General features: G+C 47.3%; 16 protein-coding genes, 1 rRNA gene and 1 riboswitch. Of the genes, 11 read left to right on the forward strand and 6 right to left on the reverse strand.

Translation table 11 applies throughout. The features are described from left to right. Both R8N49_RS08845 and R8N49_RS08850 read right to left on the reverse strand, forming a co-directional pair. Positions 1 to 67 (reverse strand): 16S ribosomal RNA (locus tag R8N49_RS08845); the annotation flags it as partial. A 468-nt stretch (positions 68 to 535) separates the two neighbouring features. Beyond that, entirely contained in the window at positions 536 to 1,060 is a 525-nt protein-coding gene (locus tag R8N49_RS08850; RefSeq protein ID WP_170893875.1) for a DUF3087 domain-containing protein, read from the reverse strand. Positions 1,061 to 1,218: 158 nt separating this feature from the next. On the opposite strand from R8N49_RS08850, the gene trmY reads away from it, so the two are divergent. Beyond that, the gene (trmY, locus tag R8N49_RS08855; protein WP_017634347.1) at positions 1,219 to 1,818 is read left to right on the forward strand and encodes a tRNA (pseudouridine(54)-N(1))-methyltransferase TrmY; all 600 of its coding nucleotides are present in this window, start codon (positions 1,219 to 1,221) and stop codon (positions 1,816 to 1,818) included. A 78-nt stretch (positions 1,819 to 1,896) separates the two neighbouring features. Here trmY and R8N49_RS08860 read toward each other — a convergent pair whose 3' ends face one another. Next, entirely contained in the window at positions 1,897 to 3,240 is a 1,344-nt protein-coding gene (locus R8N49_RS08860) for a TldD/PmbA family protein (protein WP_054575237.1), read from the reverse strand. Next, a complete protein-coding gene (locus R8N49_RS08865) occupies positions 3,240 to 4,625 on the reverse strand; it encodes a TldD/PmbA family protein (RefSeq protein WP_017820998.1) in 1,386 nt (461 codons plus the stop codon). Before R8N49_RS08865 ends, R8N49_RS08860 begins: the two co-directional genes overlap by 1 nt. A gap of 311 nt (positions 4,626 to 4,936) precedes the next feature. Next, positions 4,937 to 5,044: riboswitch (TPP riboswitch) on the forward strand. A 97-nt stretch (positions 5,045 to 5,141) separates the two neighbouring features. On the opposite strand from R8N49_RS08865, the gene thiD reads away from it, so the two are divergent. The 8 genes from thiD to R8N49_RS08905 all read left to right on the forward strand — a co-directional run bounded on the left by thiD (position 5,142) and on the right by R8N49_RS08905 (position 11,618). Continuing rightward, positions 5,142 to 5,999, forward strand: a complete 858-nt coding sequence (thiD, locus tag R8N49_RS08870) for a bifunctional hydroxymethylpyrimidine kinase/phosphomethylpyrimidine kinase (protein ID WP_186585539.1) — start codon at positions 5,142 to 5,144, stop codon at positions 5,997 to 5,999. Then, complete coding sequence (locus R8N49_RS08875; RefSeq protein WP_186585540.1) at positions 5,989 to 6,744, forward strand: ABC transporter ATP-binding protein; 756 nt, start codon at positions 5,989 to 5,991, stop codon at positions 6,742 to 6,744. Before thiD ends, R8N49_RS08875 begins: the two co-directional genes overlap by 11 nt. Continuing rightward, positions 6,737 to 7,537 (forward strand): ABC transporter permease, encoded by an 801-nt coding sequence (locus R8N49_RS08880; protein WP_009706843.1) that lies wholly within the window; start codon positions 6,737 to 6,739, stop codon positions 7,535 to 7,537. The genes R8N49_RS08875 and R8N49_RS08880 overlap by 8 nt, the downstream gene beginning before the upstream one ends. A gap of 47 nt (positions 7,538 to 7,584) precedes the next feature. Beyond that, positions 7,585 to 8,535 carry an ABC transporter substrate-binding protein gene (locus R8N49_RS08885; protein ID WP_005374293.1) on the forward strand — a complete coding sequence of 317 codons (951 nt, stop codon included), beginning with the start codon at positions 7,585 to 7,587 and terminating at the stop codon, positions 8,533 to 8,535. Positions 8,536 to 8,589: 54 nt separating this feature from the next. Next, a complete protein-coding gene (tenA, locus tag R8N49_RS08890; RefSeq protein WP_053304011.1) occupies positions 8,590 to 9,258 on the forward strand; it encodes a thiaminase II in 669 nt (222 codons plus the stop codon). A gap of 12 nt (positions 9,259 to 9,270) precedes the next feature. Continuing rightward, a complete protein-coding gene (gene thiM, locus R8N49_RS08895; protein WP_186585541.1) occupies positions 9,271 to 10,062 on the forward strand; it encodes a hydroxyethylthiazole kinase in 792 nt (263 codons plus the stop codon). A gap of 63 nt (positions 10,063 to 10,125) precedes the next feature. Beyond that, positions 10,126 to 10,740, forward strand: coding sequence for a thiamine phosphate synthase (thiE, locus tag R8N49_RS08900; protein WP_167415781.1), 615 nt, complete (start codon positions 10,126 to 10,128; stop codon positions 10,738 to 10,740). 182 nt (positions 10,741 to 10,922) lie between these two features. Then, entirely contained in the window at positions 10,923 to 11,618 is a 696-nt protein-coding gene (locus R8N49_RS08905; RefSeq protein ID WP_167415782.1) for a phosphatase PAP2 family protein, read from the forward strand. A gap of 99 nt (positions 11,619 to 11,717) precedes the next feature. On the opposite strand, the gene R8N49_RS08910 is transcribed toward R8N49_RS08905, so the two are convergent. Both R8N49_RS08910 and R8N49_RS08915 read right to left on the reverse strand, forming a co-directional pair. Further along, on the reverse strand, positions 11,718 to 14,165 hold the full coding sequence (locus tag R8N49_RS08910; RefSeq protein WP_167415783.1) for a trimethylamine-N-oxide reductase 2: 2,448 nt from the start codon (positions 14,163 to 14,165) through the stop codon (positions 11,718 to 11,720). Positions 14,166 to 14,187: 22 nt separating this feature from the next. Beyond that, positions 14,188 to 15,306, reverse strand: coding sequence for a NapC/NirT family cytochrome c (locus tag R8N49_RS08915; RefSeq protein WP_318189931.1), 1,119 nt, complete (start codon positions 15,304 to 15,306; stop codon positions 14,188 to 14,190). Positions 15,307 to 15,551: 245 nt separating this feature from the next. On the opposite strand from R8N49_RS08915, the gene R8N49_RS08920 reads away from it, so the two are divergent. Next, positions 15,552 to 16,067, forward strand: a complete 516-nt coding sequence (locus tag R8N49_RS08920) for a GNAT family N-acetyltransferase (RefSeq protein ID WP_017634358.1) — start codon at positions 15,552 to 15,554, stop codon at positions 16,065 to 16,067. Between the two features lie 9 nt (positions 16,068 to 16,076). Further along, positions 16,077 to 16,808, forward strand: coding sequence for a glucose 1-dehydrogenase (locus R8N49_RS08925; protein WP_005374308.1), 732 nt, complete (start codon positions 16,077 to 16,079; stop codon positions 16,806 to 16,808).

The following is a 16,808-nucleotide window of genomic DNA, read 5'->3' on the forward strand; positions in this document are numbered from 1 at the left end:
GCTCGACTTGCATGTGTTAGGCCTGCCGCCAGCGTTCAATCTGAGCCATGATCAAACTCTTCAATTTAAGATTTTGTTCGGCTCAATGAATACTGAACATTACATAAAGTAATGCTTGAATTGACTGTGCTGAATCCGAAGATTCAATGGTCACTTCGTTTCATTGAAACCTAATTTGATACCGAGGTATCTAATTGGATTATCATCAACGAGTGCCCACACAGATTGATAGGTCTATATTGTTAAAGAGCTTGCTTCGTAAGCTTTGCTATCGAAGCGGAGGCGTATTCTAAGGAATTAATTTTCAGTGTCAAACACTTTTTTAAATTAATTTTTAGAAGTTTTCTTTCGCCTTCTTGCCAACCGCTTTTGCGTTTCCGCTTTGCCCTGACAACGGAGGCGCATTATAGGGAGATGATTTTTCTTAGCAACCCCTTTTCAGAAAAAAATTCAAAAAAAAGCGTCGAATGATTAAATCTCACTCAAACGCTTATTTTTAGCACTCAGTTGTTAACTTCAAGTAGCAAATAGGCAATCAATATGTGTCTATCCAAGACTCTTCAAAGCCTGTGATATCGAGACTCAGTGATTGCGCCGCTTCGATTTGCTCGATAGCCTCTAGTTCTTTATTTACACTGCTCATCGTTAATGTGTTGTTGTCTAGCTCAAACACTTGGCGTTGCGTGGTGTAATAGAACTTAAGCGTAGTGAGCGCTTTTACATCGTCATTGCTCGCGGCTGCTTTAATGCTTTTTAGTTTACGAAAGATTTTGTTGTGCAGTTGCTTGAGTTTCCAAACGTACAGCACTTCTTCCATGTATGGTCGAGTTTTAATGTGATTCAATAAAGAGAGGGAAGTTGCAACTGCGAGAACGACACCAATCAAATTCCAATGGAAATTGCCCGTTGATTGTTCTGGTACGACTTCAGTGTTGCCAAACAAAACAATCAACAAGGTACTAAAGGCAAGAGAGGAGATGGCGAGCAACGCAACAAAACCGCCAATCACAAGGTTTACTTTCTTTTTATAAATGTCTTTATTTATCTGTTTGATTTCCATATACCGCTCCTAACAGGTTACCTCTATTTTAACCAGCACACTCCGCACGACAATCGAAGCTTTGTAAGTAAGTTCACATTTGCTATTAAACTCGCATCCCTTCCCTGCTTGGGTATATACTTCCGCGCATTCACTCTTCCTATATAGAGGCTAAATTCATGCGCTCTTTTGTTTTACGAGCTCGCGCGGCGCCAACCACCAGCAAAGCACTGTTAGAAGGTGTTGGTAATGAAGCGCATACAGAGATTCTTGCTCATACCATGATGAACACTATGTTCGTTGCTCAATCACACCGTGAAGATGTGGTTGTTCACTTGGTTTTGGAAAGCACAAAAGACTTCTCACGCACCATTACTATTCGCTCCAACGACATCACCAACATTGGCGGCTTCCATGAGTCAACCTTGATTGCAGCAGTGGCTCGCGCTTTGGATGCTTCGGTTGGTATGGGTAAAGAGCAACTTCGTGAAGTCGAACCTGGTATTACCGTTCGTACAGTGAGCTTTGAACGCCTAGTACAAGAGCTGGCAGAAGATCACCAACTATATATGTTGGATAAGAAAGGCGAATTTGTTCGTGATGCAGAAATTGGTGAAAATCCATGTTTCTTGCTAACTGACCATATACCGATGCCGAAAAAGTCTTTTAACAGCTTAAAGCGCCTTGGCACAGAGAAGATCAGCTTAGGTCCTAAGATGCTTTTCGCTTCTCAGTGTGTGGTATTGATCCACAATGAGTTGGACATACGCGAATTCTAGTTATTCGCGCACACGTTGCTAGGTAATGAAAGAGGACTCCATTGAGTCCTCTTTTTTGTTTCTATAGGGATGCTAAGTTTACTTACCACCAATGCTCAAACGAGCAAAACGAACGTCTGGCGAGAAGAAAGTTCGGCTATCGTTAATTAACTGAGTATCACCCACTGCCTCAACTTCTTGCAGCATCTTGTAGAAGTTACCCGCTACCGTGATCCCACGAACTGGTTGAACGCGCTCTCCATCACAGCACAAGAAGCCACTCGCACCAAATGAGAAATCACCACTCACTGCATCCGCACCAGAATGGACACCTTGAAGCTCGACTAACTCTAGGTACTCACCCGCTTTTACTTCTGACGCACTGCTGTTGCCTGTCGCAATCACTTTGTGATTCGCTGATACGTCTAGGCTCGATTTTGCACCGCGAGCGGCACTTGCTGTCGAGACTGCGCCCAAGTAACTTGCGGTCTGGCTGTTGTGTAGCAAGGTTTTCAACTCACCATTAGCAATCATGACATTATCTTGAGTAGCGAAGCCTTCACTATCAAAACTCGCGATTGCCATACCATTTGGCATGTAAGCCGTATCAGTAAAGGTAATTAAATCACTCGCAACACGTTGACCAAGCTTGTCACCCAGTGGCGTAATGCCTTTCATCGCGCTTACGCCAGAGAAAGCACTGCCGAAAGCACCGAATAAACTTGCTAGCGCATTGATGTGGAAGATAGCAGGGTAGTTACCCGTCGCAACCGGTGCGCCTTCAAGAAGATCGCGAGCAAGGTTGTAGCCACCCTCGATACAGTAAGCTGGATTCAACTCATCAAAACGGCGACCCAGTGACATTCTACCCGCCATTGACTGTTTGCCGTCTTTTTCAAACAAGGTATACGCGTAACAAGTGAACGAGCGCTCGAAGTGTTGACACAATGTGCCTTGAGTATTGGCAATGATCAGTTGTGTTTCGCCATCGCTGTAACCATTGTAAGGTGCGCTAGAGGCGTGAGGCAGAGCCACTACGCCTTGCTCAAGAGCGAGAGACAGTTCGATTTTTTCGTCAACAGAAGTTGTATCTTCTTGCGCAATCTCAGCAACATCAGTCGCGATTTGACTGTTCACGCAACTAATCGTCTGATGTTCATCTTGCTTGGAAAAGCGAGCGCTTTGCAGTGCGTTGGTCAGCATCAAATCCAAGCTTGGTTGCTCTAACGACTCAGAATAGCTTGTTGCAACACGCGCATCTTTCACAACACGAACACCCAGAACTTGGCTTGAGCTTACTTTGTACTCATCCAGCTTTCCTTGGTTCGCTTTCAAAGAAAAGCTACTGTTACGGTTTACAATGACGTCCGCTTCTGCACCTTGGCGTTTTGCTTCTGATAGGACGTAATCAACCGCATTAAGAAGTTGTTGTTCTTGGCTCATTAGTTACCGCCTCCTACCAGAATGTTATCTACTTTCAGCGTTGGCTGACCGACAGTTGTTGGTACTGAACCACTCACGGAACCACACATGCCCGGCGCAAGCGCCATGTCTTTGCCGACCATGCTGATTTCTTTCAACACTTTTGGACCCGTGCTGATCAGCGTTGCTGTTTTCAGAGGCTTGGTGATTTTGCCATTTTCAATGAGGTAGGCTTCACGAACAGCAAAGTTAAACTCCCCCGTACCCGGTTGAACAGAGCCACCGCCCATCTTCTTCGCATAGATACCACGTTCGATGCCTGCCAGCATGTCATTAAGTGAATGCTCGCCCTCTTCGATAAAGGTGTTACGCATGCGCGAGGTTGGTGCGAACTTGTAGTTTTGACGACGACCAGAACCCGTAGGCTCATAACCTGTCTTCATGCCACCCATTTTATCGACCATGAAGCTGGTTAGCTTACCGTCTTTGATCAGTTGAGTGCGCTGAGTCTTCATACCTTCATCATCAATGTGAATCGAGCCCCATTCGTTGGTCATGGTGCCATCATCGACTGCATTCACTGCGGTGTGAGCAACCATTTCGCCCATCTTGTCGTGGAAGACTGATGCTTTCTTCGCAACTGAAGTGGTTTCTAGCAAGTGACCACATGCTTCATGGAAGATAACGCCGCCAAAGCCGTTACCAATCACCACCGGCATTTCACCCGATGGACAAGCATCCGCGCCAAGTTTTACTAACGCTTGCTGCGCGATAGTTTGACCTAGCTCTTTGGCATCAAGCTGTTCACTGAATTCCCAACCAGCAAGAGCGCCAGGACCTTCCATACCAGAAGACTGCTCATTACCTTTTTGCGCGACAGTGTTACCAGCAACACGAATGTAGTGGCGAGTATCGTCAACGTGTAGACCTTCTGAGTTGAAGATAGACACTTGTTGCTCGCGCTGAAGAACGCTGCCAATAAACTGGCTGATATGTTCACTCTCAGCACGTGCGGCTTGGTCAACTTTCAATAGAAACGCGATTTTTGAATCTAGGTTAGCATCCTTACCTAGCGGCATGCGGCAACCATGTTGGATTGGGTAGCGGTTCAAATTCAAAGAACCCGCTGACGCGATTTGCTCACGCTTGTCTTTTGCAGCAAGCAGCGAGGTTACGCGCTTTAGTTCGGCTTCATCTGTGCTGTTGGTGTAACCGTAAAGCACCTTATGACCGAAAAAAAGACGAATACCGATACCAAAATCGATACCCGAGTTAACCTTATCCACTTCACCAGATGCGATCTGGACAGTGTTGGTTTGGTGATGTTCAACGAATAGTTCAGCGAAATCAGCCCCCAAAAAGAGCGCATGATCGATCACTGACTTCGCTGTTACAGAATTAAGCATGAAGTCTCCTTGCTCGATGATCGTCTTAGCCTTCCTAATTAACTGTGAAAAAGTTCAACAAAGTTAAATTGGCAACACGTTAAATTTTAACAGTTTTTTAACCTTGTTTTGTGCTAATCCTTGCTTAACGAGACCACGATTATTTATTAAATATTCCAGGTTCTGCTCATTCACCAGAGCGTTGCACTAGTAAATTCCACCCAGCAAACCATTTAGGTGCTTACTTTATCACTCACCTCGCATAATTGAATACTCATTATAATTACGCTCAAAAAACGTATCCCTTCCGCAATGGTCCTGCTATCATCCGAACGAAATAGTCGGGGGGCCACACGACAAGTGTTGGCTGAGATCGAAATTCGAGACCCGTTGAACCTGATTCAGTTAGCACTGACGTAGGGAACTATGCACACTTTGCCTTTCGTCGCCCCTCTTAGGTAAGCGATAGCGATCGAAAAATCGATCTATCTGCAACGGTCAAAGTCAGTTCCTATACGTCTTGTAGTAGGAGCGACCATGACGCAGCAATCACAACCTCATTCACATCACACGCCAGCCTTGCCTACCCCTATCGTATTGACCATCGCGGGCTCAGACAGTGGTGGCGGTGCAGGTATTCAAGCCGACATCAAAGCGATGTCCGCAACCGGCAGTTTTGCTTGCTCGGTAATCACGGCGATTACTTCGCAAAATACCCAAGGCGTTTCTGCGATTTTCCCCATTCCTCTCGACCATGTAGAGAGCCAACTTGATGCAGTATTTACCGACCTCAACATCGTTGCAGTCAAAGTGGGCATGCTGGCAGATTCCAACATCATCAAAGTCGTTGCAGACAAAATTAAACAATACCAGCCAAAACACCTCGTGATTGACCCTGTGATGGTGGCCACCAGCGGCGATCTATTACTGGAACAGTCGGCAATCAGCACTTTAAAAGAAGAATTGATTCCGCTCGCAGACATCATTACCCCTAACCTACCCGAAGGCGCAGCATTGACGGGTAAGCCAATGCCTCAATCAGAATCTGAAATGAACGATATGATTGCTGACTTGCGCGCATTAGGGGCAAAAGCGGTGCTGTTAAAAGGCGGTCATCTGGAAAAAGACAAAAACAGCAACGATCTGCTGATCATGCAAGACAATGCCGAGTTAATTAGCGCTAAACGCTTTCCAACCAAAAACACCCATGGCACAGGCTGCACACTGTCTTCTGCTATCGCGTCTTACCTTGGTCAAGGCAACAACCTGCACAAAGCGGTGCACCTTGGTAAGCAGTACATCAGCCAAGCTATCGCACACGCTGACGAATTGGATGTCGGTAAAGGTCATGGTCCTGTGAACCATTTTTTTGCAGGTCACACGCATGTGCGCTAATGCACTCGGCATTCAGCTTACCGAAGCAAGTCTGCAATACAAAGACAGCCAAACACCAACATTAGCTGGGTTGAGTATGACCATCCCTGCCAATCAATGGACGGTGTTACTTGGTCGCAGTGGTTGCGGAAAAACGACGATCCTTCGTTATCTAGCGGGTTTGTTAGACGACAAAGTTGAATGGCATGGCGAGTTAACGACCACGGATGGCATCACCTTACACAAGCGTATTGCCTACATGGCGCAGCAAGACTTGTTACTGCCGTGGTTAAATGTGTTAGACAACGTCTGCCTCAGTTCTCGATTTTCTCAAGACCAATCACCAGAGCAAAATAGACAACGTGCACTGACTTTACTAAGCCAAGTGGGACTCGCCGATTACGCGGATGCTAAGCCAGCTCAGCTCTCTGGCGGCATGAGACAACGTGTTGCCCTTGCTCGCACTCTGATGCAAGACAAGCCTCTAGTTCTGATGGATGAGCCTTTCTCTGCACTGGACGCGGTTACTCGTCATAAGTTGCAAACCTTGTCTGCCGAATTGCTGAAAGATAAGACGGTTGTTCTGATTACCCACGACCCACAAGAAGCGGTGCGATTAGCTCACCAACTCTATGTGTTGCAAGGCACACCTGCGCAAGCTCAGCACTTGGTCGTTCCAGACTCCAAGCCGCCCCGAGTTCTCGATGGAGAGTGCGCGGCGTTACAACAAGCGATTTTGGATCAACTGGAGAAAGACTATGAGTGATATGACTCAGTACAACTCCGTTTCGGCACGCATTAGTAAAAAAGAACGCGTGACCCATCCGGCTCTGCGCTTGGTCATTAGCACAGCGGTGATCTTGGGATTGTGGCAGTTGGTTGTTGTGGTATTCGACATGCCAAGCTTCATCTTACCTTCACCAATTGAAGTGCTGGATAGATTGGTCACTCGTTACGATGTCTTGCTCAAACATACTTGGGTTACCGCGCAAGAGATTTTACTTGGTTTGGCGCTTGGATTATCAATGGGTTTGCTGTTCGCATTGCAAATGCTGATGTTCGAACCGCTGAAGCGTTGGTTACTGCCCATTCTGATTGCTAGCCAAGCGATCCCTGTGTTCGCCATCGCGCCAGTACTCATGCTTTGGCTGGGTTACGGCATTGCATCGAAAGTCGTCATGGCGGCGATCATCATCTTTTTCCCCGTCACCACATGTTGCTACGACGGCTTACGTAATACACCAACAGGTTACCTCGACCTTGCCAAGACCATGGGCGCGTCTAAATGGCAGTTACTTCGTCATATTCAATTGCCAGCCGCCCTACCAACTTTAGCCTCAGGCATTCGTGTTGCCGTCGTTATTGCGCCGATTGGAGCAGTGGTCGGTGAGTGGGTAGGTTCAAGTGAAGGCTTGGGTTATCTGATGCTCCAAGCTAATGCTCGCATGATCATTGATGAGATGTTTGCGGCGCTGTTTATCCTAGCCGTGCTGTCTATCTCACTCTACTTCATCACCGATAAATTATTGAAAAAAGCCATCCCTTGGGAAAGCAAATAATTACAGAAAATAACCAAAGAAAATTGGGAAAGAAAAGGAAGAACCCCGTGAATAAAAACAAACTTATGAGCGCTGCTGCTCTACTCGCTTCAGTGGTATCAACCAATGTGCTTGCAGCAGAAAAAGAGATGACACTGATGTTGGATTGGTTCGTCAACCCAAATCATGGTCCTATCGTGATTGCCAAAGAGCGTGGTTACTTCAAAGAACAAGGTTTGAAGGTCAACATTCAAGAGCCGGCAGATCCAAGCACGCCACCTAAGTTGGTCGCGGCGGGTAAAGTCGACATGGCGATTTCTTACCAACCAAGCCTAACTATCGATGTCGCGGCGGGTTTGCCACTAATCCGCTCTGCGACTTTGATTGCTACGCCACTCAACACGTTGATGGTGCTGGATAACGGTAAGAATGAAAACCTTGGCGACTTGAAAGGCAAGAAGATCGGTATTGCGATCGCAGGCAACGAAGAAGCGACAATCGGCACCATGCTAGCGCAAGAAAACGTGAAGTTTTCTGACGTACAAATCATCAACGTAGGTTGGGCGCTGTCTTCGTCTCTTGCGTCTGGCAAGGTGGATGCGATTTGGGGCGGTCTACGTAACTTCGAAACCAACCAACTGGCACTAGAAGGTTATAAAGCTAAGGCCTTCTTCCCTGAAGAACACGGCGTGCCAGCGTATGACGAGTTAGTCTTCGTAGCCAATGCAAAAAACTACGACAAAGAAGCCATCAAGGCATTCAACAAAGCACTAGAGCAAGCGACCACTTACATCGTTAACCATCCAAAAGAGTCGTGGAAAGAGTTCGTGGCTTATTCACCAGACACGCTCAACAACGAGCTTAACCAACGCGCTTGGAACGACACGCTAACTCGTTTCGCTCTTCGTCCATCCGCAGTAGATCTGAAACGCTACGATGATTATGCGCAGTTCATGTATTCACAAAACATCATCGAAACACTGCCAAAAGCGAAAGATTACGTACCGAGCTTTGACTAATTCTACTGACCTTAGGATCTAAGCCTAGGGTCTTTTGATAACGAGATACTCATAATGAAATACCAAGATTTGATCGACGCTTGCCGCCAAGATTGGCAAGAATACACTGAGCATGCTTTCGTGCAGCAATTGGCGCAAGGCACTCTGGCTCAGCCTTGTTTTCTGCATTACCTAAAGCAGGATTTTCTTTTCCTAAAGCAGTACGCACGAGCTTACGCATTAGCGATCTACAAAGCACGTACTTTGGATGACATGCGCCGTGCCCTACCAAGCGTACACGCATTGCTCGATTCTGAAATCGCCCACCACGTGACTTACTGTGAGCAATGGGGACTGACAGAATCCGACTTAGAAAACGAGCCAGAAGATTTCGGCACTGTGGCTTACACCCGTTACGTATTAGATGCTGGCATGACGGGCGATCTTGTTGATCTATACGCGGCACTAGCACCATGCTCTATCGGTTATGCCGTAATCGGTAAGATGCTGATTGAAGACGAAAGCACTGTGCTCGAAGGTAACCCATACGCAAGTTGGATCAACCTCTACGGTGGTGAGGAATTCCAATCTGGTGTCGCAAAAGGTGCAGAACACTTTAATCAGTTATTGGCGGAAATCGATATCAATAGTCAGCGTGGTCAAAACCTGATTCAGGTATTCAAAACTGCAACGCGTATGGAAGTGGCATTCTGGCAACAAGGTCTAAACGCTCAGCAAGATTAATCGGAGAGTCTCATGTTAATTGAACAAATCACCCAAGCATTAACCGCAGTACGCCAGCAAAAGCCGTTAGTCGTCAACATCACTAACTACGTGGTGATGAATAACACAGCAAACGCACTATTAGCGATCGGCGCTTCTCCAATCATGGCGCACTCCAAACAAGAGATGGCAGAGATGATGTCGTTCGCTGGCGCACTGGTTATCAACATCGGTACCCTAGACAGCGTTTGGACACCGCGCATGAGCTATGCCGTAGAGCAAGCCAATTCCAATGGTAAAATCGTTGTACTCGACCCTGTCGGTTGCGGAGCAAGCTCACTACGTACCGAGACATCACGTGAGATCGCACGCCTTGCAAACAAGCTGATCATTCGTGGTAACGCCTCAGAAATCATTGCACTCGCTGGCGAGCAAGCACAAAGCAAAGGCGTCGATGCGTTAGACAGCAGCGACGCAGCACTTGGCGCAGCGAACTTCTTAGTCTTAGAGTACGGCGCGAGCGTAGTGATTTCTGGCGAGACTGATTACATCGTCACGAAAGGGCAAACCGTGCAGCTAAACAACGGTCACGAGATGATGCCATACGTAACCGGAATGGGTTGTACACTAACGGCTCTAACAGGCGCTTTCGCAGCAATCGGCGACGAAACGGGCCTTGCTGCGGCAGCGGTGCTTGGCGTTGTGGGTGAAATTGCGGCTGAGCAAGCGCGAGGGCCAGGTAGCTTGCAAATGCATCTTTTGGATGAGCTTTACCAACTGGATGAAGAAACACTGGCAACACGCCTTAAATTACAAGTGAGATAAATCGCTTCTCAATGCTTTAAACGCCTCTCACTCCAACGAAAGTGGGAGGCGAAAGGAAACACAATGAACGCCTATCGTTTGTATTTGGTCACCGACGACCAACAAGATTTAGCCACACTAAAACGTGTCGTGAGAAAAGCCGTGGAAGGTGGCGTGACCATGGTACAAGTCCGCGAAAAACACGGCGATGTGCGTGCGTTTATCGAACGTGCTCAAGCCGTCAAAGACATCCTTAAAGATACCGATGTGCCCTTGATCATCAATGACCGCGTTGATGTCGCACTGGCTGTCGATGCTGATGGGGTTCACCTCGGGCAATCAGACATGCCAGCAAATATCGCTCGTGAGTTGATTGGACCAAACAAAATCCTCGGCTTATCCATCGAAAATGAAGAGCAGCTTGCACAAGCGGATTCTCTTCCAATTGATTACATCGGTTTGAGCGCAATCTTCGCGACGCCAACCAAAACCAACACCAAAAAACATTGGGGTATTGATGGTTTGAAAATGGCGTTAGAGACGACTTCACTGCCGATTGTTGCCATTGGCGGCATTAACGAAACCAACATTCCTGCCCTGAGTGCGACAGGTGTACATGGTTTGGCTTTGGTTTCTGCCATTTGTCATGCAGAAAACCCAACCAAAGCAGCAGAATACTTACTTTCTCTGATGGATTAAGACCCCAGCGCTTAAGGATGAGCGCCTTTACCCTCCGGATAAGTGTCATCAATTCATCACTCAACCTTCATTCTCTCGTCAAATTGACAGAGCGTTGATAAGTTTTTCACGCCAGATAACGTAAGATAAGCCCATTATTTTCACGTGGTTGAATAACCCTCAATAAAAACAAAACGCTCTCAATGAAAACCAAAAAATATGGATTGATGATGCTCGCCTTGTTTGTTCTTGGCATCATCCCAATGTCGCTGTTTGGCTCTTATCACAATCTCACTTCACAGGTGCCTGAAAGTCTGGGTATTACTTTTACTTTGCTCACAGATTCTGCTGGTAGCAAAGGTTTTTTAATTACGTTAACACTGCTACTGCTTTCTTTATTTCGCTTTAAACCAAGTCGCATTGAGTGGATACAAAAACTCTCAATGTTAGGGTTGTTACTGGTGATTGGTTTTGCCAGCAAAACGGGGCTAAAACTGATGACAGAAAGCCCGCGTCCCTACGCCGAACTGCTTGCTGCAGAGCAATTGATTGAGCACCCAGAAGCGTTTTATCAGTTGGATACAAAGCAGCAAGCCAACGTAATTAACCAGATTTCTGAACACGTCAGTGATTGGCGAACGCGCCATTGGCAAGGCGAGAAAGACTATTCTTTCCCATCCGGCCATACGATTTTCGTTTCGATTTGTTTGGCTTTCTTTGGTGGTTTGTTCTTACAGAACAAGTGCTATATCTCTGCACTGTCATTGTGGATGTGGGGAATGAGCGTCGCATATAGCCGCTTATGGCTGGGCATGCATCGCCCTGAAGATTTAATAGGCTCGGTCTTGTTTGTCGCGATTGTATTTACTTTACTCCCGACATTTCAGATTAAGAAATAGATGCCGTTTGTTTCTCTCGCTTCGCGCTAATGTGAACGATGACTAGATAAAAAGAAGCCAGCGATTCGCTGGCTTCTTGCTTTCAATCGCTACTTTTTTCTAGCCATTTCTTGGTGGTTCAAACGCTGTTAGTTCTAATTCTGGGCCAGTGTATTTTTCAATACGAACCAGTGCCGAGTTCGCCGCACAGCCGTTTGCAAGTCGAGAGGTCGGAATATCCAACGTTAACACGTTACAACCGCCGTTCTTACAAATGCCGGTTTTAGGATCCAAATCCGGCCAACCGCCTTCATGAATACACACTGAACCTTGCTTGATTCGGTCAGTCACTTCTGCACCAACCAATACTTGGCCACGGTTGTTAAACGCACGAACTAGATCGCCCGTTTTAATACCACGCGCTTTCGCATCTTCAGGGTGAATCCAAATAGGTTCACGGTTTGCAATTGCGTACTCTTCGCGAATCTTCGCGTAGTTGAATTGGCTGTGTAGACGATGCGCTGCGTGCGCGGTCATTAGCTGCAACTCGCCATCTTTCGCAGTACCCGTGTACTCGGTTGGTGCCATCCACGTTGGATGTGGAGGACAGTCTTCCAACTGATAGCCTTCAATGGTTTTCGAGAAGATTTCGATCTTACCACTTGGTGTACCGAGTGGATTCATGATCGGGTCTTCACGGAAATCTGCGTAACGAACAAACTGTGCGTTCTTCTCGTTCCACTTCATCTCGATCAGTTGGTTATCTTCCCAGAACTTGCTGAAGTTCGGCATTGCTACGCGAGAGCCACGGCCACCTTGTTGCGCCGCCTTGTAGAAGCCGTACAGCCATTCCATTTCGGTTTTGCCTTCGGTGTATACGTCACGGCCACCCGGAGCTAGCATCTCTGCCATGTCCGCGAATACATCGAAGTCATTACGCGCTTCACCTTGCGGCTCAACCACTTGCTTCATTGGCACCAAGTGTTGGTTACTGTAGTCACCCGTCATCGTTAAGTCGTTACGCTCGAACGATGTGGTGATTGGCAGAACAATGTCCGCGTGCTTCGCAGCCGCCGTCCAGTAAGGCTCTGAAATCACGATCAGCTCAGGCTTTTGCCACGCTTTGATCAGACGGTTGGTGTCTTGGTGGTGAGTAAAGTTCGCACCACCTGCCCACCAAATCATCTTGATGTCCGGGAACGTCAGTTCATGACCGTTATGATGGTAGGATTGACCTGGGTTTTCCAACGCCTCGACAATACGCGCCACAGGGAAGCTTTGCACCGCGCCAGACACCGCCCAGTCGTTCCCCGCAGAAGAGCCGCCACCCAGCGATGCCGAAATCGCAGGAAGTACGCCAGCATCACGAGCAGGGTTACCACCGTTTGAGTAGTGGTAAGAGAAACCAAAACCACCGCCCGGTAAACCGATTTGACCCAACATCGTTGCCAGTGTAACCAGCATCCAGTGACGCTGCTCACCGTATTGTTGGCGCTGCATGCCCCAACCCGCCATCAGCATGGTGCGGTTTTTACTGAAGATGTCAGCCAGTAGCTCAAGTTGCTTCGCAGGTACGCCACAGATTTGTGATGCCCATTCTGCTGATTTTTCTACGCCGTCTTCTTCGCCCATCAGGTACGCTTCAAACTTGTCGTAACCTGCGGTGTATTTATCGAGGAAGGCTTTATCGTGCTTACCTTGTTTCACTAAGGTGTGTGCGATACCCATCATCATTGCCACGTCGGTCATTGGGTGAGGAGCAATCCACTCCGCATTCTCACCAAAGAACTCGATGGTTTCAGAACGAATAGGGTCAATAGCGATAACCGTCTTGCCTGATTTTTTCAACTGATGGAAGAACTCAAGACCAGCACAGTCTGTTGAGCTCCACGCGATTTTTAGAGTGTTAATTGGGTTTAAGCCCCAAAGCACAACCACATCGCTGTGCTCTAGTACCACTGGGTACGTGGTTTGTTGCTCGTACACTTCGATAGAGCCCACAACGTGCGGCATGATGACCTGCGCAGCACCCGTTGAGTAGTCACCCAAGTGGCCTGAATAGCCACCCGCCATGCTCATGTAACGTTGCAGCAAGGTTTGTGCTTTGTGCAGCACGCCACTTGAACGCCAGCCGTAAGAACCAGCAAACACAGAAGCCGGGCCATATTCTTTACGAATGCGCATGTGCTGCTCGTGTATCAACTTGTAAGCTTCATCCCAAGACACCCGTACAAATTCATCGCTGCCACGAACTCCTTCGGGAGCTGATGGGTTTGCCAAGTAACCTTTGCGAACCATTGGGTACTTGACACGCGCTTTAGTGTGCACTTGGTCAGGACCGGTGCTTTGTAGGCTGTTTGGTACCGTTTGTGGCAATGCGTTCGTGGTTGAAACCAGCTTACCGTCTTGCACTTCACACAGCATTGGGCCCATACGGCCCGCTGTCAAAATGCCCTTGCCACGCTGGTTTGAAGACGCAACAGACATAGGTGCAAATGAAGTGAATGCCATTGCACCAGCCGCCATACCAGTGCCTTTTAGAAATCCGCGACGGGTCATATTAGTCATAATCTTATCCTTCTATTTATCGTTAGTGACCAACCACATCTTTTGCATGGTGCTGGAAGAACTTGGTTAGAATTTCTAGGTTCTCGGCTGAAATATCAGTTCGATCACCCATACTCTTCGCTACCGGTCCCCATGCATTCACTGTGAAGTGATTTGAAGGAATTTTCGCGTGACAAGTTGCACAGTAAACGTTGTCCAACTCTTCTGCGTATGACCATACTGGTTCAAGCGTGTCAACAACTGGAGAATCAATAGCGCCAGTTAAAGAAACCGCGCGCCATTCGTTGCCGTAAACATCTGCCTCAAATTCACCAGTTTCAAGCGCTTGTTGGCCTTGCTCTGTTAGCGTTGCTACGATGGCACGTTGACCTTCTCCCATGTAAAGCACTTGCTCTGCGCCTTTCATTTGGAATGCGTTCAACTTAACAGTGCGGTTGTCGCCTTCAGAGCTGATTACTTCCAACTTCGTCGTTGGGTTAATTTTACCCATCTCACCCATTGCGATTTCAGTCACAGGGTAAACGACTTTGGCACCAGGTGATGTTTTTGTGGTGAAGCTCATCAACGTTTCAAATGCCTTGCTGTCTAGCTCTGCTTCTGGTGCAAAGTGCGCCACACCTTTATGACAATCGATACACGTTTGATCGTTTGCTTTCGCGTAAGCGTGCATCTTCGCCGCATCACGTGATTGCTCAAACTCTTCCATTGCATCGAAATCATGACACGAACGACACGTCGCTGAATCGTTTTCACGGAACTGAGCCCATACCGTTTCAGCCATATCTTTACGATGTGCTTCGTATTTCTCTGGCGTGTCGATCTTGCCTGTCACAAATTCGTGGTAAATGTCTTTCGACGCACGAATTTTGGTGATCAGGTAATCCATTGGTTCTTGAGGAATATGACAGTCAGAACATTCCGCGCGAATGCCTTTCGCATTACTGAAGTGCACTGAGCCTTGGTACTCTTTGTAAAGGGTTTCCATAGAGTGGCACGAGAGACAAAATTCAGTATCTGAGGTGTAATGCATTACTGCCGCACTCCCCCCCAAAGTTAACCAGCCCACACCAATGCCGGCAGCAACCAGCAGTGCAACATATCGTTTTTTATTGACATAATTAGCAACACTTCCAAATAAAATGTAATTATAGGTCGCAAATTACTACTTTATGGGTAGCCCTCTCTTGATCCACATCATTTCCGTGTTGCTCTGTATGCCTCAAGTATGAAATTTTGTTATTTGCATCTCAAAGATGAATATATGGCAATAATCCATTACCCAGCCAACTATTCACCACATAAATCACTTTTATGAATGCAACTATTTGATTAAACAGATAAGAGGATGAGAGACTGAATCTCCACATTGATGCAGTAAGGACACGCATGTCAGTTTATATCGAGACGCACAGAAGCCAATTAAGACCCATCAAAGCCAGTGACTGGGAACTCTTTCAACGATTACTCTCCGAACAAGAGGTTATTGCGCTCTGTTTCGATCGTCCCAGCGAAACAGAAATAAGAGAAAAATTTGCTTCGCGATTATTACCATGGACCCCAAATTGCCAGCATTGGCTTTGCCTTGTAATACTCGATAAGCAATCTGAACAACCCATCGGCATCACTGGCTTTGCTATTGAAAACGGTAAGGCAGAAGTAGGTTACTTACTTTTGCCGGAATTTCATGGCCAACAGTTTGGAACAGAAACTCTTCAAGCGCTTCTATACTGGGCAACCTCGACACATAACATCAACCACTTTTCCGCGACGGTCACTGAAGGCAATATTGCGTCAGAACGTGTCCTGATAAAATGTGGTTTCGAACTCATTGAGGTCATTCCAGACGCATACCAAATTGGTGGCAAACCCTACGCCGATAAAATCTACTCACTACAAAAATAAGGACGTATTTTGAATAAAGTAGTCATCATTACCGGCGCAAGCCGAGGCATTGGAGCCGCAGCGGCGAAAAAGCTGGCCGAGCAAGGCTATCGCGTTTGCGTTAATTACCGCACTCAGCAAGAGGCCGCCGACCAAGTTGTGGCAGAAATACAAGCAAACGGTGGCAAAGCGATTGCCATCGCCGCAGACGTAGCCGATGAGAAGCAAGTGCTCTCCTTGTTTGATGAAACAGAACGTGAATTTGGTGCAGTGACGCACTTGGTCAACAACGTTGGCATCCTATTTACTCAATCGCCTTTGTCAGAAATCAGCTTGGAACGCTTTCAGAAAGTAATGAACACCAATGTGAATAGCTGTTTTCTCTGCTGTCGAGAAGCGGCGAGGCGATTCAGTGCAGGCGGTGCAATTGTGAATGTCTCCTCTGGAGCGTCGCGCTCAGGCGCGCCATTTGAGTATGTCGATTACGCCACATCAAAAGGCGCGATGGATACCTTAACTAAAGGGCTCTCGCTAGAGTTGGCAGAGCGCAATATTCGCGTCAATGGCGTTCGACCTGGTTTCATTTACACTGATATGCATGCCGACGGCGGAGAACCAAACCGAGTAGATAGACTCAGCCCTCAAATTCCTCTTAAACGCGGTGGCACGGTAGAAGAAGTAGCAAATGCGATCGCTTGGCTATTAAATGACGAAGCCTCTTATGTCACAGGATCATTTATCGATATTGCAGGGGGCAGATAG

Source organism: Vibrio sp. 1978 (assembly GCF_033344345.1).

Bases quoted from the DNA above. Each gene is read 5' to 3' on its own strand.
- R8N49_RS08850 (WP_170893875.1), bottom strand. From the start codon at position 1,060: ATGGAAATCAAACAGATAAATAAAGACATTTATAAAAAGAAAGTAAAC.
- trmY (WP_017634347.1), top strand. From the start codon at position 1,219: ATGCGCTCTTTTGTTTTACGAGCTCGCGCGGCGCCAACCACCAGCAAA.
- R8N49_RS08860 (WP_054575237.1), bottom strand. From the start codon at position 3,240: ATGAGCCAAGAACAACAACTTCTTAATGCGGTTGATTACGTCCTATCA.
- R8N49_RS08865 (WP_017820998.1), bottom strand. From the start codon at position 4,625: ATGCTTAATTCTGTAACAGCGAAGTCAGTGATCGATCATGCGCTCTTT.
- thiD (WP_186585539.1), top strand. From the start codon at position 5,142: ATGACGCAGCAATCACAACCTCATTCACATCACACGCCAGCCTTGCCT.
- R8N49_RS08875 (WP_186585540.1), top strand. From the start codon at position 5,989: ATGTGCGCTAATGCACTCGGCATTCAGCTTACCGAAGCAAGTCTGCAA.
- R8N49_RS08880 (WP_009706843.1), top strand. From the start codon at position 6,737: ATGAGTGATATGACTCAGTACAACTCCGTTTCGGCACGCATTAGTAAA.
- tenA (WP_053304011.1), top strand. From the start codon at position 8,590: ATGAAATACCAAGATTTGATCGACGCTTGCCGCCAAGATTGGCAAGAA.
- thiM (WP_186585541.1), top strand. From the start codon at position 9,271: ATGTTAATTGAACAAATCACCCAAGCATTAACCGCAGTACGCCAGCAA.
- thiE (WP_167415781.1), top strand. From the start codon at position 10,126: ATGAACGCCTATCGTTTGTATTTGGTCACCGACGACCAACAAGATTTA.
- R8N49_RS08905 (WP_167415782.1), top strand. From the start codon at position 10,923: ATGAAAACCAAAAAATATGGATTGATGATGCTCGCCTTGTTTGTTCTT.
- R8N49_RS08910 (WP_167415783.1), bottom strand. From the start codon at position 14,165: ATGACTAATATGACCCGTCGCGGATTTCTAAAAGGCACTGGTATGGCG.
- R8N49_RS08920 (WP_017634358.1), top strand. From the start codon at position 15,552: ATGTCAGTTTATATCGAGACGCACAGAAGCCAATTAAGACCCATCAAA.